This window comes from Paenibacillus sp. BGI2013, assembly GCF_002843485.1.
In the GTDB taxonomy this organism is placed as follows: Bacteria; Bacillota; Bacilli; order Paenibacillales; family Paenibacillaceae; genus Paenibacillus; species Paenibacillus amylolyticus.
In genome coordinates this window covers 534,880-561,538 of record NZ_PJFA01000002.1, presented here as the reverse complement: position 1 = coordinate 561,538, position 26,659 = coordinate 534,880, and the positions used below count along the sequence as shown (strand labels likewise).

The following is a 26,659-nucleotide window of genomic DNA, read 5'->3' as shown; positions in this document are numbered from 1 at the left end:
CCATTGACCTCCCGACGTTAGAATCCTTTGCTGCGTGTATCTCTTGGTCTCTGACCAAACCCTTCGGCAGAAGAAGTTCCGCCGCCAGCTTCACGACGACCCCTGCTCTTCCGCGGCGTGTTCTCCTTAATCGGAACAGTCCAGGAGAAGAGGGTCAATACGCCAGACAAAATGAGCATCGCACCAAGACGTACGAATGTATCCCCCACGTTCGAACCGTCGAGTCCCCACTCCAGCAGAAGCCCTGCCAGTAGACCCGACACCGCACCACCAATACCAAAGCTGAGGGCGAGATGACGGTTATCAAACACAAGTCCGAGTGACACACCCAATGCTACTCCAATCAGTAACACGGCTGCTACACGGAAAATCGCCAGATAAACGCTATGCTCCATCATACCTGTACGCTCCGTCACAAGCGTCCGTTCATCAATCGTATCGTAGATCTGCTGAAATGCCAGATTCAGACCACCGGAATCCGGTACATCATAGTACATGCCGCCCGTTTGCTGAGCAATATTACGTAGCAGATCCGTACCTGATGGGTCCACCAGGCTTAGGCCAACTGTATTAATAGAAATCTGTTCACTGGTATATTGGGACAAAATATCTGCCGTATCCGCTTCACTGAAGCCATCAGATAACAAGATGACAACTGTACCGCGTTTCGGGTCCTGTTTGCCCTGAATCTGTTCCATGCCTTCCCGCAGCACGGCATCAAAATTGGTGCCGCCCGAAGTCGTGACAATGCCATCGATTTTGCTATAAACCTCATTCTTGGCCGCTTCACTATCCAGCGCAATAAATGGCTGTAACAACTGCGGCTGGTCATCAAATGTAATGACAGCCACCTGTTTGTCACTCTCCATTTGGCTGATCAGTGTCTTGGCTGCTTCAAAGCGTCCGTTATCCGGATCTGTCTCGCTCATGCTGCCCGAGTTATCAATCATCAGTACGATGTCCTTGACTTGCTTCACACCGCCCGGATTGATCTGATACAACAATTGCAGGGCGAGTCCAACAACAAATAACAGAGCCAGTGTTGCCGGAACAAGCAATTTCCACGACAGTCCCAGATACCGGAGCTTCCATGAAGCGCCATTCAGCTTGGGTGAGATCATCTCTGCGATCAAACAGAACAATCCAACGCTCAGCGCCAGTACGCCAAAGTATAATCCCATCAGCAACAGACGTGGCATCTCCCCAAGCCATTGACGCAGCATGATTTCTCCTGCCGCAAAGCCCACTGCCCCGCCAATCAGGCTGAACAGGACCAGGAGAAGATTGATTTTTCGCTGCATGTCTACATGCATCCTTTCCATACCAGCCGTAAACAGGCTGAGTTAATACAAGATTGGTGCTGGGTGTCAGGACACCGCCGGCGTCTTAACGAATGGGTGACAACTTTTCCACCAGACCAGCGGGGTGAAGTTCATAGCCATTCTCCGTGTACGAGTCATAATATACCTTACCGTTCCGATACACCATGAGATCCTCCAGATGGAAACCGCCCATCAGATTCAGCTTCTCCACGCCACTACTTCGTTCCACCACACCCAACTTGTAGATACGTGACGTCTCTTCGGCATGTGCCGCGTAGTCCATGAAAGAACTATGATGGTCACCAAAGAAATACTTCTCTTCATACCGATGTTCCTGCGTATAATCGAATACCCGGACCCGAACAACCGCCTGATCCTCCAGCGTGTGGTACAACCTGCGGAACAGATCATCCCGGGTTAATACGTCTTTATCTCCGTAGGCAATCGTTACATTCGCCCGCTGCAACAGTTCTTCTTCAAATGGCAATCGCAATGGCTCGGCCGTAAGCAGCAACGAGTGACATACCTCCATCAGCCGTTTCAACAGACGGTCATCGCCTTCTGTGGCAAGCCGGTTCATGTCTCCCATGTAACGGTCCTCAAACCATACATCCCGTCCGCGTTTGGCTTCCAGGTCGATGATTAGCTCTTCCGTCACTTTGCCGTAGTACTCCATCACGTTCTGGCCGATGTATTCATCCGCAGCGGCGATACTTTGGGCAGCTGTCTCTCGCAGTGTGCATTCCAGCGCTTCAAGTGCTGCTGTGACTTGGCGACTAAAACGATGAAGTTCTTCCATCTCCGTATCGTAGATACGCAGCAGATGTAATTCATTTTCCAGTCGCAGTAATTCTACCTTTGGTACATACACTCGCTCCAGCATGCAGTCAATCAGATTGCGCACATTCTGTTTATCACGGAACAACGCTCGTTTGAACGACTGATCTTCCACTCGCTCTTGCTGACGTTGCTCCAGCAGAGCACGTGCCGATTCAAGCTGCATCGATTTATCCCGAATCAATCCGAGTAGCGCTTCACGCACACTGCCAGGCTCACTGTCACTCCAGGCCGCCCACTGGAAGTAACCAACCTCTGGATGCTCCGCGCGGGAATGTTCAGCATGACGGCGCAGGGAACCGCTAGAGCTGCGCTCGCGCACACGCTCTTCGACAAGACGGACAACGTTATCGCGGAAGTACGCTTCAGCTCCTTGTCCAAACAACGCTCTCTCCGCTTCACGAAGTGAGAGCGGCTTCAGATCAGAGAAACTGACGTTATGCGTCATGATGCCACTCATGCCACTAACCAGATCTTCATTGGGCAGCAGGCCTTCGACTTTGCGTTCCACCGAGGCCGCGTCCAGTCCAAAGAAAGCGAGCTTGTCCTTAATGCTCCAATCCGGCTCCTGCCGCATGCGTGCGAGCAGATACCGATACAGGTGATATAACACCGCCAGTGCAATCGGCTTGTTTGGCCGCCTGATCTCGGCAAAACCCGCGCTGGCATAACCATGCTGATCAGAGGTGGTACGAATATTGTTTTTAAAGGATGTATTGTTGTAGGTGTTCGCTCCCGTGCTTGAAACGCTACCCGAGTGATCTACATCCTGCTTCCTGTTCTTCAGCAGGCAGATCCGGCAGATGATCTCAGCATTTTCGATCCAGCCACCGGGAACGCCGGTTCCACGCTCATTTTTGTCGGACAACAGATATACCAGATCAAACAACGGTGACGCGGGATGTGTAACCGGAATGGAGATCCCATCCTCCGTCACCAGCAGTTTACCGCTGAACGTGTAGTCCAAGGACTGCATATAATCCAGTTCCCGCAGAAAAGCGAGGCCTGCTGCGCTGGCATACCCGAAGGAATCCACCTGTTCCATCTCGCTGACCAATACATGCAGATCCGTCTGCACCGACTTGAAGGCTTGGGACAAAATGGTCTCCGTCAGCTTGGTGAGCTCTGGCAACAATACATTCAACGGATCATCCGCTCTGGTTACCACCGTAACGTAAATCCGATCAAATGACGAGTATAACCGTCCATATTCGGCAATTCGGTTACTGACCCGACGAAGCGTACGATTCAGATCGTAGAGCGCCTGATCCGATTCGTGGAAACTGCGGTGTACATCCTTGCGCCGTGTTTTGGACGGTCGCTCCGTCTGCCCAGCGGACAGAGGCAAGCGGTGACAAGTCACCTGCCCATCATCGGACGAGCCAATATTCCTCTTTTCACCCGGATGCTCTTTCTGATCTTCTGTACCAATCTGAACGTAGACCACACCGTCTCCGTTATCCCATTTTAGCCGATTGATCTCCTGCACAGCAGACACTGCAGGTGCAACCAGATCACCCACAAACAGGAACAGCGCCGGGTAATGGATACTGCTGCGTCCATCACCCAGGCTGCCTTGACGCTCCTGCTCTATTGCATACTGCGCTGCATACTTCTCCAGATCACGCTTCAGGGTATTGTTCGAATTGAACTCCATCCCGGCCGCCATCTTACTTCAGCCTTCTGCGAATGTCGTTCAGCTTGGACGACATCGTTCTGTAGAACTGATAGATGTCTTCTCCGTTAGCCAGTTCTACCCGCTCATATTCGAGACGATCGCGCGATTCCATGAACAGGGCAGCCAGATCATCCAGCTTTGTCAGCAGTGGGGTGATATCCTCAGAAGCTGTAAGATCGTTATCGCGGCGGGAGGCTTTGCGCAGCAATGTACTGCGATCCTTCTCTGCCAGACCGCGGAAGTTGCCAAACACTTCATACTCGGCAAAGTTACGGCTCTTCATCAAGTTTGCGAACGGCTCCCATGCGTCTTCTTCCGGGTCACGGTCATAGACGTAGAGGGCACCTTTTTTGACGATGGTGTCAGTATATAACGCTTCGATGAAGCGGTCATACCACTGCTCTTCGTCCTGGTACTGGGCAAGAATGCCTTCGAGTTCGGCAACTTTGGCCGAGATGGCATTCATCTTTGCCAGTTCCTCACGGACACGTGCGATCAGCTGCGGAGAGCGTACCAGGTTTTCTTTGGCCATATCTTCATTAATACTTCCGAAAATATCCTTAACGCCTACACGCGGCAACCCTTCGGTTTGCAGACGCTTCAGCTCGATCACGGCCCGCTTCACTTCGCCGAGGTTCGGCGTGGTGGACGTCAGACGCATGTCGTAGGCTCCCAGTTTGGCAGACAGATCAAACGCTTCTGTTGTCACAATCGCATACCGATTGCTTGTATTCTCATCAATGGATTTGGCTGTCACAATGTTGTATCCAAGCGCCTGCTCAAATTCGTTACGCACACGGGCGTTATACTGCTTCACGCGGGCGTTCTCGTACACATCTCCCCATGATTTCTCCGGAATCGGAGACGGCAGATAGGTCCAGTTGTTTTTCTCCGTTTGCACCAAGTGACGACCAATGCCTTCTTTGTCCAAAATGGTACGTTCATAACTTTCCTCATATACTTTGAGCGGTGTATACACAAAGAGTGGTACCCCGTTGCGGGTGTTCAGCCAGAATATCCGGTTACGCACTTCACTTTCCTTAACGGTAAAATGAGATTTGCCTACCGCATTGTTCTGATAATTGCGAATCCCTTTCAAGATGCCTGGCGCCTGTGCCGGTACCGATACAAATCCCCATGAAGGGAAATGCAGACTGCCCGTACTGTTGCTCAGATTAAACACCGGAACAGCCTCATCATCCAACTTGCCAGCAATGAAACGTTCCACGAATTTCTCAACCGACTCATCCTGACCGTATTTGATTACCAGGAAATCTTCCATGGAACGGGTAATCAGATCACCGAATTTCTCACTCAGGAAGTCGGAGATGGAGCTGACGATATCAATCTCGTTTTCTTTCACCCACTGGCTGGAGTTTTCCAGCAATTCACGAGAGAAGTCACGGATCAGATCATCTGTATCACGTTTATCCAACAGCCCGTCCACCACACTGACGATATCCGGTACACTTACAACGTTCCAGTAATATGTTTTGTTGCCTTTGTGATCAGCTTGTTCCTCGCCACGTGTCAGCAGGTCACCGTTCTTGGCGAATATCGAGCTAAGGGCGTTCAGCGTTTCGGTAAATACGTTATAAATGCGGCTGTTTTCCTGGTTCAGCAACTCATACAGATCTTCATAGAACTCGATCATCTGATCGTTGCGTTCCACGTCGGCGTGCAGCCAGTACTCATGAATTTTTGCTTCAATATAAGCATTCTTTTTCTTCTCTTTGGAGACAAAAGCACTCTTCGCATCGCCCAGCTTCTCTTCGGACTGCTCCTGAGCTGCTTCAATATCACGTGGAATGCGGAAGGCATTCTCACGCAACGTTTCGATGTACGACTGAATCATCTTCAGTACACAGAAACCTTTTTCCGTATAAATCAGACGGGAGACATAGAACGGACCTTGTTCGGGATGTAAAAACATACGCCGGATCTGTTCAGTGAACTGACCGGCAATCTCGCCCGGCAGTTGTTTCTTCGCCTTGATATATTCTTCACGGGCACGAGCCAAGAAGTTCTGCTCCAGTTCGGTATCCATATTCACAACCTGTGATTTCACCACGTTGCCATAGGATAGACGCTCACTGTTCTGATAACCAGGCAGCGGCTCTGGCACGCGCGCTTCAAAGGACTTGACCACACTTTCGAGATCAATGCCCAGCTTGCGGGCAAACTTCTCGGTATCCTCCTGGTTTGGTGCTTTGGAGAACATGGTGTTCATTTTGTCGAACATGCGATACGCCAGATACGTGGTCATCTCTTCAATCGGCAGGACAGCCGAAGATGCACCAATGATGTTGTAATCATAGTTCGCCGGGTACACCTTGTTCATCTGTGCAATGTTGGTGCGAATGTTGCTGATATAGTCATGGATCGCAAACTCCTCACCCGACTGCTTCTCCTCACTTGCCATGAAGTTGGTAATGTTCTCGGCCGTGACGTTCATGCAGTAATCGTAGGCGTTCTCCAGCAATTTGCCTTCGGTATTCGTCGCTGAGATTAGATGACACAGGTTAAATGGCGGCAGTGGTGAGTTAACGGTTAAAATATTGCCGTACTTCTGAGTAAATCGCTCACCGCGGCTATCCACGTTCATCCAGTAATCCAGCTCTTTGAGCGCAGCATATCCGTTCTTGCGAATGTATTCACGAGTGTGTTCGCTCAAGCTTTTGTTGGACAGGTTCACGTCTGGCGTGAACAGATATCCCAGCGTATTCACGCGGTCAATCCCGGCAGAGCCGTGATCACGTTCGATAATACCGCGCACAATATAGGAAATATCGAGGAAACAGCCGCTGCCTGTACCGCCGGACAGACCTGTCAGCAGGAATACCATCAGTTTTTTGTTGGTGCCTACGGATAAGGTTTTGATCTTTTTGTCGATGGCCTGTACCACCTGATTAATCTTGGTGAACAGGAGCAGACGTCCAGCCTGACGTACACCTGCGGCACCGTTCATCCCGTCCGTGATGCTCAGTTCCGGAGATAGCCAGTCCGTAATATACGGCTCCAGCACGCTACGGTTCTGTAGAAGTCCGCCAATTTCGGCATTGGATAGCAACACGAATTCATTGATCGGATCAAGTCCGATCCCTTTATACTTTTTGGCACGATCCTGTTCGTTTGTCTCAAAAGCCAGAAACTCCACATTGTCCGGCTTGTCCATTTTTTTCTTGGATACCGGGTCCTGTGGCAGCTTGAAACGACGGTTAATCTGATATTTGAGACGCAGCAACGCATCAATTCCCGTTCCTCCCAAACCAATAATCAGAATGGGATTATCAATTGTATCAACTCTGATCTTCTCACTGACAATACCTCCGCCAAGTGATACATCCAGTTGCTGAATATGTTCTCTAACAATCGGTTTCATTCCATGTCCTCCTTAGATTAACGCACGTATGCTTCAATCTATATAATTCAAACTAAAGAATATTTACACTTGCCACTCCGATGACAGAACAAACTTCCGATCGCTGTTATCCCCAGATTTTTTGATTCTCTTTTTCAAAGGTGAAAATCTGGGGATAGCCTATGCTTCCGATGTAGCTTTCTTTCAGAAAGCTTTTAGGCGAACGCTTCCGCTTCTCCAGCTTTTTTCTGTCCTCTGCGTTCTCGTGTAAATGGATTAGTTCAACTTATATAGCTTACATTCATTTAGCTATAATCCTTCACACCAAATACTCGATCAAAATCGTTTTGTCCGCCTGTTGCAGCGGGATGCTCAGTCGGTCACCGTTCTTCAGTTCAACGCCTGAGCTTGCATCGACTGCACGACCGGATTTCTCCAACGTACCGCCTGCGGTGTTACGGATTATAATTCGATCCCCATTGCTGGGCGTAAATACATATTTTTCGGTTTCCTTCAGCTCAGGGTCCAGTTGCAACAACTGATGAAGATGAAATCTGCCCCGGAAGGATACCAGCTTTTTATATTGCGGATATGATTTATCTCCCGTGTTCTCATCACGAATCTCCACGACCATCTGGCCTACAAAACCTCGATTTTTCCGTTTCAGCCAGCCCATCAGGAACCAGGCACCAACACCAACCACGATCAGGGCTATAACACCCAAGATGACAGGCAACCAAGGAAACGGCTTGTCCTGTTCACCGCCAGACGTTGTTGGTTGAGATCCACTTCCAGCTGCTCCGCTCGCGTTGATCGTGATTGGCTCACTTTCACGGTAGAAGCTGTCTTCTTCCGCACGGATGACTAATTCATAGTTATGATTGTCTGGTACTTCAAACGTTCCGGCAAAACCAGAACCTGTGTTTTCCAGCGGTTGTTCTTCACTTTTGCCAGTATCCACATCTTTCACAACCAGCGTGGCCTTCATATCTGTATACAGATCATTATCCTGGAGTGGCTGACCGCCATTCTCCAGTTTGGCTGCAAGATCAACCTTGTCCTCTTTGGTATAGGACTTGGTCTTAATTGGGTCCACAACGAGCTGAAGATCATAGTTGAACAACAGGTTGATATCGATGCTGTCTTTCGGAGCCCCTTTTACCCGAAGTTTCCAGTCTCCTTCTTGGGGTTTCAACAGCTTCACGAGTGAATAACTCTTCGACGTCGAGAGCTTGGCTGCATCCGAGTTCAGGTCCACGGCTTGTCCGGAAGGGTCCGTCAATTGCACTTCCACCGGCTTCGAAGACATGATCGAAATGTTTGCTTCCAATACACTGTCATTCGGTACATTCACGGTAACTTCCTGATAACTGCCGTTTCCCGTTACAGAGGGCAGCTTTACCACATTCAGTTTGGCATGATCCGCGAAGATCTCACTCAGAATCTGTGGCAGATCATCCGGCGTATCGGTAATGAATGATTTACCTCCAGTCTGCTGAGCCAGGTCTGCGAGTGCATTCTTGTTCAGCTTGCCATCGGCGTTCAATCCGATCGTATACACCGGAATACCCTGATCCTGTGCTTCCTTCACGGCTTTTGCCAGGTCAGCATCAGATTGTGCCTGTGTACGGCCTTTGGTTTTGTTAAAGTCATTGTTGCCATCCGCCAGCAGCACGATCATTGGCGAGTGGGATGGGTCTGCACCATGATTCAGTATGTTCACGGCTTCGGCGACACCAACTGAGACATCGGTATATGGCCCCCGGCCAAGCTGATCAATAAAATCCTTCAGGCTGCTCTTGTCCGCATCGGACTGAATCTCCAGCATAGCCTTTTCCCGCTCCACCTGATCGGTATAAGCGACAATCCCTACCTTGTCCCCCTGGACTGGCAGCATATCAATAAACATTTTCATGGCTTCATTACTGATCTTGTCACGGTCACTTGTATTCATTGAGTTACTTACATCGGCTACAAGTACCGCATCGATTCCGCTTGTCTGTGCCTGAGCCGCTGCAGCTTGTGGCAGCAACGCTTGAGGTAACAGTAGCGTTAGAATTGTCAGCAGAACCATCGTTCCACTAAGCCAGCGTATTTTGCGTGTCCGCAGCATTGGGTGTACTCCTTCACGTTTGAGATTAAAATGGGAATAGTTTATTATAGGCGTCAAGCCTTAAGGAAATCTTAACAGTCTACTAACAAATTCTGAAAAGCACCCCTATCTTGAGTTACAGTTTTGTAATGACTGACAAAAATCGACGATTTCATGCCTTGAACTGGCACAAAAGTACCAACTATGGAAATATGATATAGTTATTGCCAGCAAACTGCAATATAACAGCGCTTGTTCACCAAGCCATAGAAGGGAACGGATTATGGTTACATACGGATGCCTCGCCATATTGTTTCTTTTTGTCATTATAAAGGGTTTTGCACTCCAGCTTCATCGACGGAAACCGGTCTCCCGGGAAGACACGGATCGTACCCTCTACACTATTCTGAATGGTGAGCGTGATTAAGCATGAGTACTAAACTAGTTGTATCCATAAGACCATTTCATCGAACGACCTATGCCTATGAAAAGTTGCAAGTCTGCTCACGTTGTGGACAGTACACCTGCCTGTGGGAAGATGAGTGCACGGCCTGTGGCCGGGGTACCCTCAATTCCGTTCAAGCGAAGGCAACTTCCCGTGTAAAACGCCGGATTGCACGCGACTTGTTCATTACGACATTGTTCGGTGTAGCTGCTACCTATTTCGGTGAGACCATAGATCAGACCATGGCGGCAGCCAGCGTTTCCCTGTTGCTTCTGGCCTTACTGATCTTCATGCAGAAACGTTCATTCGAGGTAGAGCAGCAGCGCGAGTTGAAGCGCACGTTACAACAGGATGAGGAACTCATCCGCCAGGGTATTAACCGCAATTGGGCTCTGGTCGCCGAAGCTCGAAAACAGGATGAAGCACTTGCCTATGAGATGCTCCGCGAGATCGGCTCACTCGTCTACAATGACCGGATTCGACTGCAACAGGTTGCGCTGTTACAATCCTTTGTCCTACGCAGTGATATGGATCTGCAGCTCAAGCCCTTGCTCTTACGTAGCTTCGAGCGGCTGCTGGCTGAATATATTGGTGAGATTGCTCGGCTTAAGCCCGATTTGATCCGTGAAGATGCGATTCGTTATATCGCAACCTATGAAGTGAACATTTTACAGCTCCACAATGGAATTCAGATACTTACAGCCGTAGCTGCTGCTGCCGTACGCAAGAGCAAATATATTGAGTTATTCCCTAGTCTTATTACCCGCTACGCCCGCTTTATGCCCAAGGATCGCTTCATGAGACTTTATCACACGATTGAACGCTATCCGAGCAAGGCACGCGGGGGTCTGGCGGAGTCGGTAGGCCGGGTGTATAACGAGAAATATCGGGATCAATACGCAGATGTTCAGCTGTAGGGATGATATATTGAGAAAGAAAAACGTAGTTTAGTGCAAACTCACTCCCTGTATATAGACGAATGCAATTTCATCCATCCCTGCATGCGCGTCAGCACCACAGATCGAAGGTTATGCTTCTAATGATATAAGAATTAATCCAAAAACACCCCATCCTTAGGTCTAGGATGAGGTGTTTTGAATTTTATGGCAGTCTGCCACGTGCTATACGCAGTACACGAAAAAAAGGAAAAACTACATGGGGAATACCTAAATGGCATCTTCCATGGATCAAGTAGGCACGCAAACAGGTACTCACAGATGACAAAAAGAATAAGCGGAAATGATCATCTGTCCTGGTGAAAGGGCCGCGACGTGGTTCCGTCGCGACCCTTGATCTGAAGGTTCGGTACATCTGTACCCGAACCCTCTCATATGTGCCATGCCCATCACTGTGGCATGGCATGGTGCCTGCGCAATTGCGGCTGCATCGCCGCTTGCGCCAAGGCTTTACCGTCCGCGACGAGAATCGCGACGGTCACCCTTCGCCGGTCCGCGTCCTGCGGATTCCGGACGGCGAGAGCCTTCGCTACTGCGCCCGGAGGTGCGCTTGTCGGCACTACGGCCAGCCCAGCCGCTGCTAGCTGCGCGGCCGCTTTGACCCGTTGCTCCGCGACTGCTGTCGCTGCTGCGCGCGGAACCACGACCTGCGCTGCGCTCGTCGCCACTGCGACCCGCACCGCGTCCACCTTGACCCGCTGCACCACGACTGCTGTCGCTGCTGCGGCCACCGCTACGACCACCACTGCGTCCGCCTTCACTGCGGCCACCTTCGCCACCGCGGGAACCACGTCCCCCACGTCCGCCATCTCTGCGATCGTTACGGCCTGCACCGCGACGGGCACTACCAGTTCCGGAAGAGCGTCCGCCTGAACGTTCGTCATCCCCTTGACTGTTGATGGAACGTCTAGCTGCTCCAGTTGAAGCAATTGGACCTTCGCTTGTCCACTGGATACGGGACAGCTTTTGGTCAATACCTTGTTCAATACGTGCAAGTTCCGGTCTGTCGTGCTCTGTTGCAAACGTTACAGCAAGACCTGTACCGCCTGCACGGCCCGTACGACCAATCCGGTGGATATAACTTTCCGCATCATGCGGCATATCGTAGTTAAATACATGCGTAACGCCTTCAACATCAAGTCCACGTGCAGCTACATCTGTAGCAACCAGCACTTGCAGTTTGGCATCGCGGAACGCTTTCATTACGTTCTCACGCTTGGATTGGGACAGATCTCCATGAAGTTCATCACTTGCATAACCTGCTTCACGCAGATCTTGGTTCAGCTTGGATGCACGACGTTTGGTCCGACAGAAAATAATCGCCAAGTATGGGCGATACGTATCAATCATGCCGCGAAGCGCTTCTAATTTACCACGATCCGTACATTCCAGCACTTGCTGGCGAATTTGTTTGATCGGGATAACAGATTGGGAAGATACTTTTACATCTTCCGGATCTTTCATGTAGGTCTTCGCCAGGTTGCGAATGCCCTTAGGCATCGTTGCTGAGAACAGCATTGTCTGACGTTTATGTGGTAGCTCGCTAAGAATCGTCTCCACATCGTCCAGGAAGCCCATGTGCAACATTTGGTCGGCTTCATCCAGCACCAGTTTTTTCACATTATCCAGCTTCAGCGTGCCACGGCGCAGGTGATCCAGGAGACGACCTGGTGTACCAATAACGATCTGGGTACCGTTCTGCAATTTACGCAGTTGTTTGTCCACATCCTGCCCGCCGTATACGGCAAGCACGTGCAGTTTATCGTCGTTAGCAGTAAGCTTCTTCGCTTCTTCCGTAATTTGCAGCGCAAGCTCACGCGTAGGCGCGATAATCAGCGCTTGTGGCGAACGGTCGGATACGTTAATTTTCTGAATAATCGGCAGCAAAAATGCCAGCGTTTTCCCTGTTCCTGTCTGTGCCTCAGCGATAATATCGCGTCCACCCAGCAGTACCGGAATCGAACGCTCCTGTACCGGAGTCGGCACGGCGATTCCCTGATGTTTCAGGATCTCGCACCATTCCGGGCGAATGCCCAGTTGTTCAAAGTTTGCCAATCGTTACACCTCTGTATATTCATTTAGATAAGTCCATTTCATAATGACTCAGTATCAGTATCTGCCATCAAGACTAGTTTTCCTTAGTTCAATCATGATTATGAAATGAATTTTTTAAAAAGCAATCCACTCGTTGCTCTTCTTCTCCATACCCTGTAGTTTACACGTTAGTCAAGCAAAACAAAAGGGGATACAGCGTTACACCCCCAACTTGTAGCACAAAATTCCAAGATCAGCGTAACTTGTATCGACCAAGTGAGTTTGAGGATGGTTATGAGAGAGAGTGTAAGGATGATTTTGACAGTAACCATAGGAGCCCCTCTGAAAATGATGATGAGTGGAACATCCCAAGGTGTTGGCTCGAAGTATGACTCTGATTCTGTGAATTGGTTGAGGATTGAACTGCATGCAAATCCCACGTACCACCAATTCTAACGAATCCAGGACACCCTATTACGCCAATTAAAGCCGTTTGGATTTTCTAACGAACTCCAGTCACTTAATTACTCGGAATACCCGCGAAACGGCATCAGTATGGGTGGAATCAGCAAAATAAGATGTCTGAGATTCGTTAGAATAACGAAAACATGAAATAACTCCATATAAGACGTGCCAGGTTCGTTAGAGTTTACACACACTGAAGAACACAAGCTTGAGCACAATAAGATCAGCTAGAGAAATAACAACATTTACTAGAACCAGAACACCAACTACAAATACTAGAACTAACAACAACCAGCACTACCTATACTTCTACTAGAACTATTACTAGAACTATTACTACAACTGCTACTCCAACTTCTACTTCTACTTCTACTTCTACTAGAACACCACTACCACCATTAGAACTACTCCTTCTTCTTCTTCGTTCTTTTTCTTTTCTTCACTGTACACACCACACAATCTAATAAAAACAACGACGCCCTCTCCCCAATTTATTTTAGGAAAAAGTGCGCCGCTGATAGAAAGTATCTTTTTATGTTATCTACTACACAGGGCTGTCGCATGTCTACTCAACACTACTTTAGGACAGTAGCCTTCATAACTTTACTTCATTACTTGTTTAGATCCTTAATTCCAGATTTACTAAACCGTTCATTTTTCACCTTGTCCGCGTAACTATAGTCAGACAATGCACCTTTGGACAACAACCTTCGTTGCAAACAAGCTACGAACCATGCCCTCCAGCTGTAGCAAATCCACTCCGTTCAAGAATACGGGAGCTTTCCTCGTTTAACCCGCGCAGGTGCACGGTTTTGCCAAGCTTCGCGTATTTGAACTTCACTTTGCCGATAGCCACAACCGCAGTGTTATCCCAGATATGTGAACCTCCGAAATCAATCGTGATCTCCTTCGGATCGGCCTCTGCATCGAACTCATCCACGAATCGGGACGAAGAACCGAAGAAGAACGGTCCGTGAACCCAATAAACTTTCTGCCCTTGCGCTTGGCTCGCCTGTACACGAATCTTGGTCTGTTTCCAGCCAAAATGCAGCACACTGAGCACAACGCCGACCATGACCCCGATCGACAGATCGTGGGTATAGACCACAATCGCTACCGTCACGATCATGACAAAAGCTTCCGCCCGCGGCACGCGAGTTATATTTTTGATGGAACTCCAGTCGAATGTTCCGATACACACCATAAACATCACACCGACCAGCGCACCCATTGGTACCTGTTTCACCACACCGCTAAACAGCAACAACAGGATCGCGAGAAACGCACCCGCAGTAAACGTAGATAATCTTCCACGTCCGCCAGACTTCACATTAATGACCGACTGCCCAATCATCGCACAGCCGCCCATGCCGCCAAACAAACCGTTCACGAAATTCGCAATACCCTGACCACGCACTTCACGATTCTTGCTGCTTTTGGTCTCGGTCATCTCATCCACGATGGTTGCGGTCAGCAGAGATTCCAGCAATCCAACCAGTGCCATGGTGAATGAATAAGGCAGCAGAATCATCAGCGTGTCCCAAGTCCACGCAATATTTGGCAAGTGGAACATCGGCAGAGTGCTCGTTATATTCCCCATGTCGCCGACTGTTCTTACGTCAAGATGAAATACCAAGGTAATAATCGTCATCACGATAATTGCAATCAGTGGAGCTGGAACGCCTTTGAAAAACCGTGGCAAAATATAAACGATCGCCAGCGTACCCGCTACCATCGCATACATGATCCAGTTCGCTCCCGTGAAGTGGGTTAACTGCGCCATAAAGATGAGTATAGCCAGTGCGTTAACGAATCCGGTCAGCACCGAATGAGGCACAAACGTAATAAACCGTCCAACCTTAAATATGCCCAGTAGAAACTGGATAATGCCCGTCAATATCGTCGCTGCAAAAAGATATTCCACGCCATAATCCTTGACGAGTCCAACCATCAGTACCGCCATGGCACCGGTTGCCGCCGAGATCATGCCTGGTCTTCCACCAGCAATCGAGATCACAATCGCAATCGTAATCGAAGCGTACAATCCGACCATCGGATCAACACCCGCAATGATGGAGAACGCAATGGCTTCCGGAATTAACGCCAGCGCTACCGTAATGCCTGCCAGCACGTCTCCGCGAATGTTGCCAAACCATTGTTGTTTTAAAGTATTCATATGTTCTTGCCGTTCCTCCTACGTGTATTCCTCATAATGGACAATCTTACTGAAGAGTAACGGAAGCCGTTCACACTAACCAACTACCCAGGACAGCACAAAACAACGGATTCCTCTCCGCATTATTCGTATGCTCTTGCCTGAGTTGCATCATTATTAACCATCCATATAGCCTTGACGGGTTAATATGCACTCATGTCTTTTCCGTTCCAGTGTGTACCGCTGGTGTTCCATTACTGCCTCAGTTGCCTTACTTCGTGCGACATAAGGAGCTGATCCTGATGCCCATAGGTTTTCCCCTCTCAGAAAAACCGGGTCCGTTAATGTACTGACCTATTATTATAGTCACAGGACCGGATATGTACTAATACAGTTAAGGCGAAAAAACAGAACCTTTTCTTCTATTATCTTAATCTTTCTATAATTTACTCACCAATTCTCTATTCACAAAAAATAACCCGCAAAGATCCTTTGAAGAAAGTCTCTTTACGGGTATTCTTGTGATGTAATGCTGTTGCTAGAACCTTCCCGATTTGAATATCGAATAGAGCAGGAAAGCCACCATCAGAATCGCCACCAGGAAACCAATCTCAATGACCGGAATATCCCACAGCATCGTGGACTGATGACTGATCGAAGAACCGATAATCAATCCCACCATAATGATACAAAAGGCGAGTAACACGATACTGAAAGACAGCCGATTACTAATCTGGTCCATTCTACGCATGAGTGCATCGAGTTCAGGGACACTGATCTCCAGCCTCAGCTTGCCTTTGCTAATAATGGATGATAATTGCCTTAACTGCCCTGGCAGACCAATGACACTCTCGGCCATATCGGCCGCACTGCGGAACAAGCGATTCTTGATTCTTCCAGCGCTAAAACGTTCCTTGATCAGCTTCCGCCCAAAAGGCTCGGCCATATCTACAATGCTCAGGGAAGGATCGAGATGTTCAATTACACCTTCCATCGTCAGCAACGATTTACCTAGCAGCAGAATATCAGCAGGCATGACAACCCGGTGCCTCTGAGCTACGCCGAACAAGTCATTCAACGCCTGACCCACACTAATCTTGGAAAAGGGAATATCGTAATATTTGGTACGTAACTTGTCCAAATCCACATGAAGACCACGCAGGTCCATGTCATCTGGCATCATGCCCAATTTTTCAATCGCCCGGATCATACTGTCCGTATCTTTGCGCATTAACCCAATAATAAGTGAAGCGAGCTGTTGTTTCATCTCGTCGCTCAGACTGCCCACCATACCGAAGTCTATAAAAGCAAGACGTCCATCCTTCAATACCATCAGATTGCCCGGATGTGGGTCAGCGTGAAAGAAACCCTGAATAAAGATCTGATTCAATAATGAATCCACCAGCCGCTCGGCAATGTTGTTCAGATCATGGCCGCGTCTGACCAGTTCTTCACGATCATTGAGTTTGATACCTTCGATATACTCCATAGTGAGCACACGGGACGAAGTCTGATCCCAGTAAATTGCCGGGATTTTCACCTTGTTGTCCTGTTGGTACTGCTGTGCAATCTTTTCCGTATTTCGGCCTTCGACCGTATAATCCAGCTCGGCCATCAACGCCTGAGCATATTCTTCGACCATTTGCGGAATCTGATATTGCTTCACCCAGTCCCAGCGCTTCTCGGCCATGGCTGTCAGTTCACGCAAGATATCCAGGTCACGCTGCACAATACGCGATATACCGGGACGCTGAATCTTGATGGCTACCGATTCACCGCTTTGAAGTTTGCCCAGATGCACCTGTCCAATGCTGGCCGCAGCTACAGGGGTATCCTCGAACCGGGAAAAGATCTCCTCCAGCGGTGTATCCAATTCCTGTTCCAAAATACCCCGTGCCGTCTCGGAAGAGAACGGCGGGACCTGATCCTGTAACTTCACCAGCTCACGAATGACAGACTCAGGCAACAGATCTGCCCTTGTGCTTGCGAGTTGCCCCAGCTTAACGAAAGCTGGCCCCAGCTCCTGCAGCACAAGCCTAATACGTTCACTCAGCGTTTTGGTGGTGTGTGCTTCACGCGACATCCACCGTCTGGGCAGAGCCAGCAACTGGAACAAACCCAGCTCCTCGACCATATAACCGAAGCCATGACGCACTAGCGCCATGGCAATTTCACGGTATCTGCCGACATGTTTGATTCGCACTGCCATCTACTCGATCTCGTTTCCTTTGAGAGGAGGAGGAACTTCAAGTGGAGCTGGGGATTCATCAGGTTGAAGCTGTGGTGAGTGGCCCAGTTCGGCAAGTTTTTTCTCCAGAACGGCAACGCGCTGTTCCAGACTGGTTACATCACTTTCGGATGCCACACCAGCTTCCTGAAGCACACGCTTGACCTGTTCTTGAATCACTCTCTTGAACTGGCCTTGCTCTTCATCGCCCCGTTCCAGCAGACGTTCAACCAAAGCTTTGGATTCACCGGGCGCAAGTTCCCCGCGCTTGACCAAATCATCCACGGTTTTCTCAATTTTTTCTTTGCTTACGACAGTAAGACCAAGCCCTAACGAGATCGCCTTTTTGAACAAATCGCTCATTTTTGTCATCCTCCTCTTCGTTGATCTCTATATTATACCCCTTATACTCTGCATGCAAAAATGTCAGTCCGATCAGACGTAACGCGCAGCCCATTTGCCTGCTTGCAGAAGTAACTTCCGGTACGTTTCGTGTGCAAAAGACGGCACATGGTGACCCGGCATCAGATAAACAATACGCCCAACACCATATCGATGAGCCCAAACCGCAGGCTTTGGTCCTTCTTCGGATTGATATTCAAGTAATATTTTCGTTTCGGCAAAAGAACCAAATTCGAACTGATAAGGCTCTTCTTCCATTGTGAAATTCGAAATGCCCTCCGTCACGGGATGGCTTTCCGCCGTTACAGTGAATTCAAGCGGTGCATACGCCGGATGATGCAGGAACTTGGCACCGATCATCTGTTTGAGCTCATAACGATTTTGGAGCGAAATGCCGTTATGTATAATGACCAGTCCACCCCCATTACTTACATAGGACAACAAACCTGCTGTCTGCTGTGGAGAGACTTTACCCTTCCAATCGTCCATGTATGAGATACATACATCAAACCCGGTTATATTTTCTTGCAGCAGCATATTCCGATTCTCACTGCACTGCACAGTCATAGTATCATGGAAAATTCGGCTAATCTCCGCATCCACCCCCTGAAGCGGGTGCCAATCCGGATGTGTATAATCGCCAAGTAATAATGCTTTTTTACGATGATCCATTCAATTAATCTCCTTTCTTGTTCACCTCACTGTATAAAACCAACTACCAGGGGAGCTTCTCTCCCTTGTAGTCCACATATGCGGGCTGATCTCCTTTAAACTGTTCATGGCGGTCGATAAGTACTGCGATATGCTGTGCAGATTGCTCGGGCGTGAGATCCGCAGCAACATCCAATTCGCCCCTCATATAACTCTGTACCCAACCGGGATGCACAAGCATCACTTGTCCGCCTTCATCCTTCAGACCATTGTGCACAAGACGGGCCTGCATGTTCAAAGCAGCTTTGGACATACAATAGGCATACCACCCATCCCGACTGCATTGTTCTATACTTCCAGCCTCGGAAGAGATATCAACAATCAGCTTGACCTGTCCTTGAAGAAGGAGGGGTAACAGGGAATGAGTCACACGCAGTGTACCTAAGGTGTTCACATTAAATACTTCAGCCATCTCCGCCATATTCAACGGCCCGCGGATATGATCCGTAATACTTCCTAGTATAGCCGCATTATTGATCAGCATATCCAAATGATTCGTATCCAGCTTCAATGTCTCCGTGAACAGTGCTACCGACAGGTCGTCCGCGATATCCAGTTCGATGGCGCGCAGATGGTCAGGATATCCTTCTGCAAGCATACGAATTCCCTCGGAATCTTCCACGTCCAGACCGGCCGCATACACGAGATACCCTCTCTTCAGCATCTGTGCCGTCAAAGCCAATCCCAATCCACGAGCAGCTCCCGTTACACATACGGTTCTCATCATGATGTCCCTCCCTCGCATAATGATTCTGTCTTTTATTCATTCCACATATTCATCTGAAAACCTTTAATTCAGAATAGGATTGCCAACTTCACGACCAAAGACTCAGGAGGTAAAAGCGAGATTAGAGCCATTTTGCTTATTGAATTCAGCTATCTATTTGAGCTATAAATAGCTGTTATTATCTCTGCATATCTCGCTCCTGCCGATAGGCTAAACAATGTTCCACCCATCTTTGAGCAGCTGCCGGATAAGAGCCCAGATGAACGTGCGTATACCCCGCCACGATGTTGCCTGCGGCATATCCCTCTTGCTTCAAGCCACGCATCCCCTTGGTCTCATACGCATAAGGAATCGTTTCTTCATCACGATAGGTCATTGTCGAATAATGAAATTCATGACCTCGAAGTACTTCACCCTTTTTCAGTAAAAAGGAATCCTGAACGCTACTCGCTTCACGGTAGCCAAGCGCAGCGCGCTTCTTCTGCATCTGCACCTGTGCGGGGATAATGCCCGCCATGTCAAAAGTAACTCCCTCTCGGTCGGTCAACGTTTCTCCAAGTACCATGTAACCACCACACTCAGCAAATAAAGGCATGTTGGATTGTGCTGCCCGTCGAAGTCCTTCCAAGAAATCTTGGTTACCGGCAATCTCTGCTGCAAACTCCTCTGGAAACCCGCCACCCAAATAGATGCCATCCACATCTGTTGGAATACTTTCGCCAGCGAGCGGACTGAAGTAATGTAATCGAGCCCCGGCCGCTTCGAGCAATTCCAGATTATCGGGATAATAGAAATTAAATGCCGCATCGCGCGCAACGGCAATGACAGGCTGCATCGCATATGATACATGTCGATTATTAACATGGATCACTGAATTGGAAAGTGGATCGTAATTCGAGCCTGATTCAGCATTAGCCGAATCAGCTTGGGCAGTAGTTGCAGGAATCACTTCTTCTTCATTCAAAGGTGGGGCGCTTGTCGCCAGCTCCAGCAGCAGATCCAGATCGGTGCCTTCCATCAGCACATCGGCAGCCCGCTGAAATAATGGTTTCAATTCACCCCGCTCAATGGCAGGTACAAGTCCCAGATGTCTCTCAGGAATGGACATGTCTTCATCCCGCTTCAGCCAGCCAACCACCGGAATTCCGCACATCTGCTCAATGGCTTTTTTCACAATGGTATAATGACCCGCACTTCCACACCGGTTGACGATCACTCCGGCAATATTTAATTCAGGATCCAACTGTTGAAAACCCAGGACAATCGCGGCCGCACTGCGAGCCATGCTGCGTACGTCCACAACCAGAATCACAGGGGTCTGCGTGACCAGAGCAATCTCTGCAGTTGAGCCTGTATTGCTGAGCGGATCTTTGCCATCGTAAAGGCCCATAACGCCTTCTATAATGGAAATATCATGTCCCGCCGATGCCTTCTCGAACGTATCTCTCACGTATTCAGGCGATGTCATCCATGCATCCAGATTACGTGACGGTCTGCCCGTGACGGCGGTATGATATGTCGGATCAATATAGTCCGGGCCGCATTTGAACCCTTGTACACTCAAGCCACGCTGGGCAAGTGCCCTCATCAGCCCCAAGGTTACTGTCGTTTTTCCTGCACCACTTCCGGTCCCTGCAATGATAAGTCGGGGTCTGGCATTACGATCTGCAATGGTCATCGTCATTTCCACCTTTTCTTCGAGATAAGAAAAGCTTCTGATCGAAGCACTATCAAGGATGTACATTCGTATTTTAGTTGTAACGTATAAATTCTATAATCTAAACAAAACCGCATCATATAGCGATGCGGTTAAGATTAATGCACACTTTTTATTCATGAAGCGACGCCAAAAGCTTTTTATCGAACTGATCTAAAAGCAGGCCACTAATCTCTAATCTTGGCCGCACGCCCTGCTGCAAAGTAACGTCCAAGCTCAACGATGAGTGCTCCCATCTTCTCTTCCTCCGGAATGACCAGTGCCTCAATGCCTTCTTCACGCATGGAGTTTGCGGTAACTTTACCTACAGACGCAGGAATTACACCTTGTCTGAAGGCTGCAAGCATCGGCTCAAGCTTGTCCTGGGAGGCCGCATATTGCGTCAGAAACCTAACCTGCGGTCCACTTGTGAACGCAACAGCATCTACTTCGTACTTTAGAATTTCATTCAATAACTGTTCCAGTTCTGCCTCTTCTGGCGGTACATGGCGGTAAGGAAGCACTTGTCTGACGATGGCACCTTGTTCTTCCAACCATGCAACGAGTTTGGGAGCTGTCTCCCCATGAAGCTGCAACATAACCTTTTTCCCTGCGAGATCATGTGGGGTGAATTCTCGGATGAGCCCGTCCGTGCTACCGTCATCATCTCGTACCAGCGGTGTTAGCTTGCGCTTTTTGAGCGCATTCACCGTCTTGTATCCCCTTGCCGCAATTGAGGATTCTGATAATACATCCAACAATTGGCCTGCCACTTCCATATCCTCAGCCATTTCAAACAATGCATCCAATCCCATACCCGTCGTTAATACCGCCCAATCTGGCGGGTCTGAGATCCAGGATACCAGCCCATCCCTGATACTCCGATCATCCAGGAATACGGTCCCCTGTGCCGGTCGCACAAGCGGGATTCCACCCATTTTTTCAACCAGTATGGACATTTCTTTCGATTTTCGTGGTCCTGTCAATGCTACACGTACACCTGCCAAATGTTGAGCCATTCATGTTCCCCCCGTTAGTTCAGCCGAATGTTCATCAGTCTGACTACAGTATACAGGGTACTTCTGTGGAGGGAAACTGTACTTTCCCTCTTTTTGCCCGTTCATCTATAAGGATTTTTGATGGAATGCATCAGGAAGGCTGGAGTTCTCCGCCATGAGAATCTTTCCGTCTTTTCTCTCCGTCCTTCTCCGAATCAGCCGATTTTTGTTCCGGCTCATGTTTCTCTTTCTTTGACTGTTCTCCCGATCTCTGTTGGGTAGATTCTTTTTTATCCTTTTTGCGAGGACGAAGGAAAAGAAACAGCACGATAGGGAACATCACTTCAAATACAATGGCGATCCACGTCCATTCCCGAGTAAAACGATTGAGCTGAATGGCATTTCGGAAGAACCAGAATGCACAGACAAATCCGACGAGGGCAATCGGGCCTGTCAACACCTTTCCCGATACGTTCGGAATGATTCGCTTCAATCCCCAGCAGACAAAGTACAGGTCAAATGCAATCTTCGTGATCATGGTAGGCAAGGTTGCCGCTGCCAGCGCAAGGTCAAACCGATCCAAGAAATCACTGATTTGCAATTGTCTTGCCAGTTCATAGGAGGGATACACCAACCTTGAAGCGATAGGAACTCCAATGGAGGTAATGGTCTCCACAAGGATTAGCATCATCAGGAGTGCAGAGAGGATAATACCTGACACAACCGATTTATATCGAAAATCACTGCCTTTGATAACAAAAGGTAATGCAATCATCTCTCCGTAAAACGAAAATATGTACCAACTCCCCTTGCCCACTCCCGTAACATCAACGTGAAAATACGGCATCAAATTATCCATATTGATCTGTTGAATGAGCATGAAAGGCACAATCACGGAGTTTAAGAGAAACAATGTCACATACAACTCCGACATACCGATTAAGGAGCCGAGCCCACCTCTGACGATAAAAACTCCCATAACGATCAGAGATAACACAATGATGGAGATGGGCGTGGTCTCTAACAAAGTTATGCTGATATAATCCCCCGTTAACCGGATATCCCTCGCAAACACAAAGAAAAAAAACAAAATGTACATCAATCCTGCGAGCCTTCCCAAAAAGGGGAATCGCCCAGCAAGGGCTTGAAATAGATCCTGATCCGGAAATCTCCGCTGGACCCGACTTAACATCCACATGGATGCAAGCATCACTAAGACTACAGGTATATACGAGAGATAAGCGTGTTGTTCCGCATAGTAGATAGCTTGCGCGTGAGGCTGAATTAACGTTCCTGAAATACTGAGCAGCAGCACGAGCAGGATCATCTGACGGTGTGTCACTCTCTGATTCATGATATACCTCCTTTCCCTCTCGCGATCTCGCAAACTTAATGCATCCTGTCCACAACCTAGGGCAGTGGCAGTAAGCGCTGGATAACGTGGCTTATCCATACCGACACAAATAAGGTTTTGCTTAGATTAGTCACATAGAACCAAATGCCTGTAGCCACTGCTATCAAACTATAGGATAGCCAGCGATTAATGGCAGCTGCCTGTTTCAAATGTCTGAAATCCATCAAAATGACCACGATTACCATGGCCAGGAAGGTAAATAAGAGTGGTTTAATCATGTACAACTTCATCCTCTCCGACGCCAATTGGTTTATTGCTCACCCCAACGTTTTCAATAAGGACATGGGGGGTAACCGTCACCTCAACTTCAGGGTATATGTCATCCCAACGATCCTTCATCGTGTCCCACTTGGCCGGCAGATGTTGATGAATGGATCGACCGATTCCAAGGATGTCCGCATGGTATTTTCCCTGAACCAACCGGACACCTTCCTCGATATCCAATTTTATTTTCTCGTGAATGGCTTCATGTAACTTCAGAATCTCATTCTCACGCCGGTCGCCATAATTGGATTCGTTATCTACGAGAACTCCCTTGGCATATAATTCAATATTCACGGTGACCTTATCAGCCTTGATACTGGGATGTAGTGAAGCGTTGTTCTCGTTCAACTTGATGAACATATTTCCATCTCCGCCAGGAGCTTTAACCATAATCTCCGGTGCATTGGCCTCGCCCATAGCAAGAATGAGCGCATCGGCTGGAGCTTTGTCAATCATGCCAACCAGCTTATCTTTCTTGAAAATGGCCAACCCATCCAGCTTTATGTTTGTTTTGGCGTCCTTCCACCCTTTTGGAACATTGCTCACTTTCGAAGCGACCGGCAGGAATGGATCGACACCTTCACTCAGAATGGCATCTATAAACGTTTTAAGTGAACGTGGATTACGCATATTGAGGAAGCACAGTTCCCGCACCATCTCGGATGGAAACTTCTCTATAGGTGCATCCGTATCCATGACCTCATATGCTGCACCTTTTGTGACCACTGGCAATGCAGAGAGTCGGTTCAGCGGATACCGTGTAAACAGATCGAGCATGGGGGCCACGCCATCCCGGGCAAGCTCCTCACCAATAAGCATCGTACGGCGATGCGCGTAATAGATTGTTCGTGAAAGTTCCTTTTGACCTTCAATAGACGTACCATGCACAGATTTGGCTGTATTGGATAACATGAACCAGGATTTATCCCCACTCGTGCCGCCTCCGCCTCCTTCACTACCGGAAGAACCGGATTGTCCTGGCAGAGCAATCTGAAGACTGGATCTGTAATTGTCCCCCTCCTTATCAACAGCAATACCAATCACAAAGGCAACATCGTTAATCTCCTTACGATCCCAGCAACCTGAAATAAAAGTGGTACATAACAACAGCGCTATCACTGCCCGGTACTTATATATGATCTGCATGGGTTCACCACCCTTCCTCAGCTTCAGGGGAACCGTTGATCTTTTCGGTCATCCGTTTCTGATCCCGATGTACCGTAGAAGGACGATTGATCATTTTCCACCATGGCACACGAATGAGAATGTCTTTGGTATCTGTTTTACTGTACGGGCTAAGACCAGAGAGATATGGGACACCGAACGAAGTCATCTGTGTCAGATGCACCGAGATCAGGACCAAGCCGATGACGATGCCGTATAGTCCAAGCATACCTGCTAGTAACATGATCGGAAATCGGAGCAGACGCACCGTAATCGCGAAGTTAAATCGCGGGATCGTGAAGGAAGCTATTCCTGTCATGGATACGATAATAACCATCGGTGCGGATACAATCCCCGCTTGAACTGCCGCCTGTCCGATCACGAGTGCACCGAGGATACTGACAGCCTGACCCACTGTCTTGGGTAACCTGACCCCCGCTTCCCGGAGAGCTTCGAACGACAGCTCCATGATGAGGGCTTCCACCAAAGCCGGAAAAGGTATAGCCTCCCGTGCACCCGCAATACTCAGAATCAGCGTAGTTGGCAGCATGTCCTGATGAAATGTTGTAATAGAGATATACAAGGCTGGCAGGAACAGAGCGATGGCTACGAATAGGAAGCGAATCCACCGCACCAGATTACTGATGAAGAATCGCTCGTAATAATCCTCGCTGGCTTGTAGCATCTGCCACATCGTGACTGGAGCAATTAGCGAGAATGGGGTTCCATCTACCATAATGGCAAAGCGTCCTTCCAACAGATTGCCTGCAACGGTATCCGGCCGCTCCGAATAGTGCATCTGAGGGAAAGGGGAATACGGATGATCTTCAATCAGTTCCTCGATATAACCCGTCTCCAGGATGCCATCAATATTAATTTTTTCCAGACGTTTCTTGACATCTTGAATCGTTTTTGGATCAGCAATACCTTCTAGATAGGTCAGCACAATATCTGTCTTGGTGTCTGTTCCAAGGGTCATACTCACCATCTTGAGCGCAGGTGTTTTCAGCTTGAACCGCAATAAGGCCGTATTCACACGGAGCGTTTCGGTAAATCCCTCCCGCGGTCCCCGAATGACGGATTCTGTCTGCGGTTCCTCCACACCACGTCTGACGCCACCTTTGACATTGAACATCCAGGCTTTGTTACTTCCATCGACCACCAGAAGGGCAGAGGATGCCAGCACCCCTTCTGTCGCAGCAGCCCAGGTATCCACTCGCTTCACCTGTGTTAGCTCAACGGTTGTATCATCCAGTGGAACATCAGGTTCATCTGTGCGCTGCTGCACCAGCCCTCGAATAATCGGTCGCAGCATGTGTTCCTGGATATCAGCCGAATTGACAATGCCTTCGATATAGACCAGAAGTCCTTTCACTTCAGGCGTAATCATGACGTTGCGAAAAACCACATCAGAACAATCGGAGAATATCTCCTTTACCGCCTTAATCTGAGTTTCATGTACTGCACTAATTGGCTGCCGAAGAAAAGGTGGGGACGGCAGTCCCAAAGGAATATGTTTTTTTTCTTCTGAAGCTCGTCCCGGTTGTCCGGACTTGTCTTTCCCAGATGTTTTGTCTGCCATATGCCGCCCCTCCGTTCTTGTTTTTATACAAGGTAGCTTGTGCCAGACAGCAGGGAATTATGTGGTCTTTTTTGCAAAATTACGATTAAATTCTCTGAGTTTTTAGACAGCAAAAAGGCCTCTGTATTT

At 48.7% G+C, this 26,659-nt stretch carries 18 protein-coding genes; 2 read left to right on the top strand and 16 right to left on the bottom strand.

Features of this window, described 5'->3' with window-relative positions; genetic code table 11:
• Positions 1-17: 17 nt before the first annotated feature.
• From CXK86_RS06315 to CXK86_RS06300, 4 genes are all read right to left on the bottom strand, one after another.
• The gene (locus CXK86_RS06315; protein ID WP_076253674.1) at positions 18-1,301 is read right to left on the bottom strand and encodes a vWA domain-containing protein; all 1,284 of its coding nucleotides are present in this window, start codon (positions 1,299-1,301) and stop codon (positions 18-20) included.
• An 85-nt stretch (positions 1,302-1,386) separates the two neighbouring features.
• Complete coding sequence (locus CXK86_RS06310; protein ID WP_101313531.1) at positions 1,387-3,828, bottom strand: transcription initiation factor TFIID; 2,442 nt, start codon at positions 3,826-3,828, stop codon at positions 1,387-1,389.
• Between the two features lies 1 nt (position 3,829).
• Positions 3,830-7,219 carry a tubulin-like doman-containing protein gene (locus CXK86_RS06305; RefSeq protein WP_076253675.1) on the bottom strand — a complete coding sequence of 1,130 codons (3,390 nt, stop codon included), beginning with the start codon at positions 7,217-7,219 and terminating at the stop codon, positions 3,830-3,832.
• A gap of 298 nt (positions 7,220-7,517) precedes the next feature.
• Complete coding sequence (locus CXK86_RS06300) at positions 7,518-9,311, bottom strand: vWA domain-containing protein (RefSeq protein WP_076253676.1); 1,794 nt, start codon at positions 9,309-9,311, stop codon at positions 7,518-7,520.
• A gap of 262 nt (positions 9,312-9,573) precedes the next feature.
• Between CXK86_RS06300 and CXK86_RS32000 the strand changes: the two genes are divergently transcribed.
• Entirely contained in the window at positions 9,574-9,717 is a 144-nt protein-coding gene (locus CXK86_RS32000; RefSeq protein WP_164783298.1) for a hypothetical protein, read from the top strand.
• Positions 9,718-9,719: 2 nt separating this feature from the next.
• On the top strand, positions 9,720-10,652 hold the full coding sequence (locus tag CXK86_RS06295; RefSeq protein WP_076253677.1) for a hypothetical protein: 933 nt from the start codon (positions 9,720-9,722) through the stop codon (positions 10,650-10,652).
• Between the two features lie 489 nt (positions 10,653-11,141).
• Here CXK86_RS06295 and CXK86_RS06290 read toward each other — a convergent pair whose 3' ends face one another.
• From CXK86_RS06290 to CXK86_RS06240, 12 genes are all read right to left on the bottom strand, one after another.
• The gene (locus tag CXK86_RS06290) at positions 11,142-12,746 is read right to left on the bottom strand and encodes a DEAD/DEAH box helicase (protein ID WP_036667827.1); all 1,605 of its coding nucleotides are present in this window, start codon (positions 12,744-12,746) and stop codon (positions 11,142-11,144) included.
• Between the two features lie 1,168 nt (positions 12,747-13,914).
• On the bottom strand, positions 13,915-15,366 hold the full coding sequence (locus CXK86_RS06285; RefSeq protein ID WP_076253678.1) for a SulP family inorganic anion transporter: 1,452 nt from the start codon (positions 15,364-15,366) through the stop codon (positions 13,915-13,917).
• A gap of 517 nt (positions 15,367-15,883) precedes the next feature.
• Entirely contained in the window at positions 15,884-17,554 is a 1,671-nt protein-coding gene (locus tag CXK86_RS06280) for an ABC1 kinase family protein (RefSeq protein WP_036667829.1), read from the bottom strand.
• Entirely contained in the window at positions 17,555-17,935 is a 381-nt protein-coding gene (locus tag CXK86_RS06275; RefSeq protein WP_036612779.1) for a phasin family protein, read from the bottom strand.
• Positions 17,936-18,007: 72 nt separating this feature from the next.
• The gene (locus tag CXK86_RS06270; RefSeq protein ID WP_036667831.1) at positions 18,008-18,646 is read right to left on the bottom strand and encodes a ThuA domain-containing protein; all 639 of its coding nucleotides are present in this window, start codon (positions 18,644-18,646) and stop codon (positions 18,008-18,010) included.
• A gap of 43 nt (positions 18,647-18,689) precedes the next feature.
• Positions 18,690-19,412, bottom strand: coding sequence for an SDR family oxidoreductase (locus tag CXK86_RS06265; RefSeq protein WP_235193706.1), 723 nt, complete (start codon positions 19,410-19,412; stop codon positions 18,690-18,692).
• A 178-nt stretch (positions 19,413-19,590) separates the two neighbouring features.
• Positions 19,591-21,090, bottom strand: coding sequence for a cobyrinic acid a,c-diamide synthase CobB (locus CXK86_RS06260; RefSeq protein ID WP_076253679.1), 1,500 nt, complete (start codon positions 21,088-21,090; stop codon positions 19,591-19,593).
• Positions 21,091-21,296: 206 nt separating this feature from the next.
• Positions 21,297-22,127, bottom strand: coding sequence for a uroporphyrinogen-III synthase (locus CXK86_RS06255; RefSeq protein WP_076253680.1), 831 nt, complete (start codon positions 22,125-22,127; stop codon positions 21,297-21,299).
• Positions 22,128-22,257: 130 nt separating this feature from the next.
• Positions 22,258-23,460 (bottom strand): GerAB/ArcD/ProY family transporter, encoded by a 1,203-nt coding sequence (locus CXK86_RS06250; protein ID WP_076253681.1) that lies wholly within the window; start codon positions 23,458-23,460, stop codon positions 22,258-22,260.
• A gap of 56 nt (positions 23,461-23,516) precedes the next feature.
• A complete protein-coding gene (locus tag CXK86_RS31815; protein ID WP_036612790.1) occupies positions 23,517-23,738 on the bottom strand; it encodes a hypothetical protein in 222 nt (73 codons plus the stop codon).
• Positions 23,731-24,930 (bottom strand): Ger(x)C family spore germination protein, encoded by a 1,200-nt coding sequence (locus CXK86_RS06245; protein ID WP_076253682.1) that lies wholly within the window; start codon positions 24,928-24,930, stop codon positions 23,731-23,733. The genes CXK86_RS31815 and CXK86_RS06245 overlap by 8 nt, the downstream gene beginning before the upstream one ends.
• A 4-nt stretch (positions 24,931-24,934) precedes the next feature.
• Positions 24,935-26,530 (bottom strand): spore germination protein, encoded by a 1,596-nt coding sequence (locus CXK86_RS06240; protein ID WP_051447282.1) that lies wholly within the window; start codon positions 26,528-26,530, stop codon positions 24,935-24,937.
• Between the last annotated feature and the right edge of the window lie 129 nt (positions 26,531-26,659).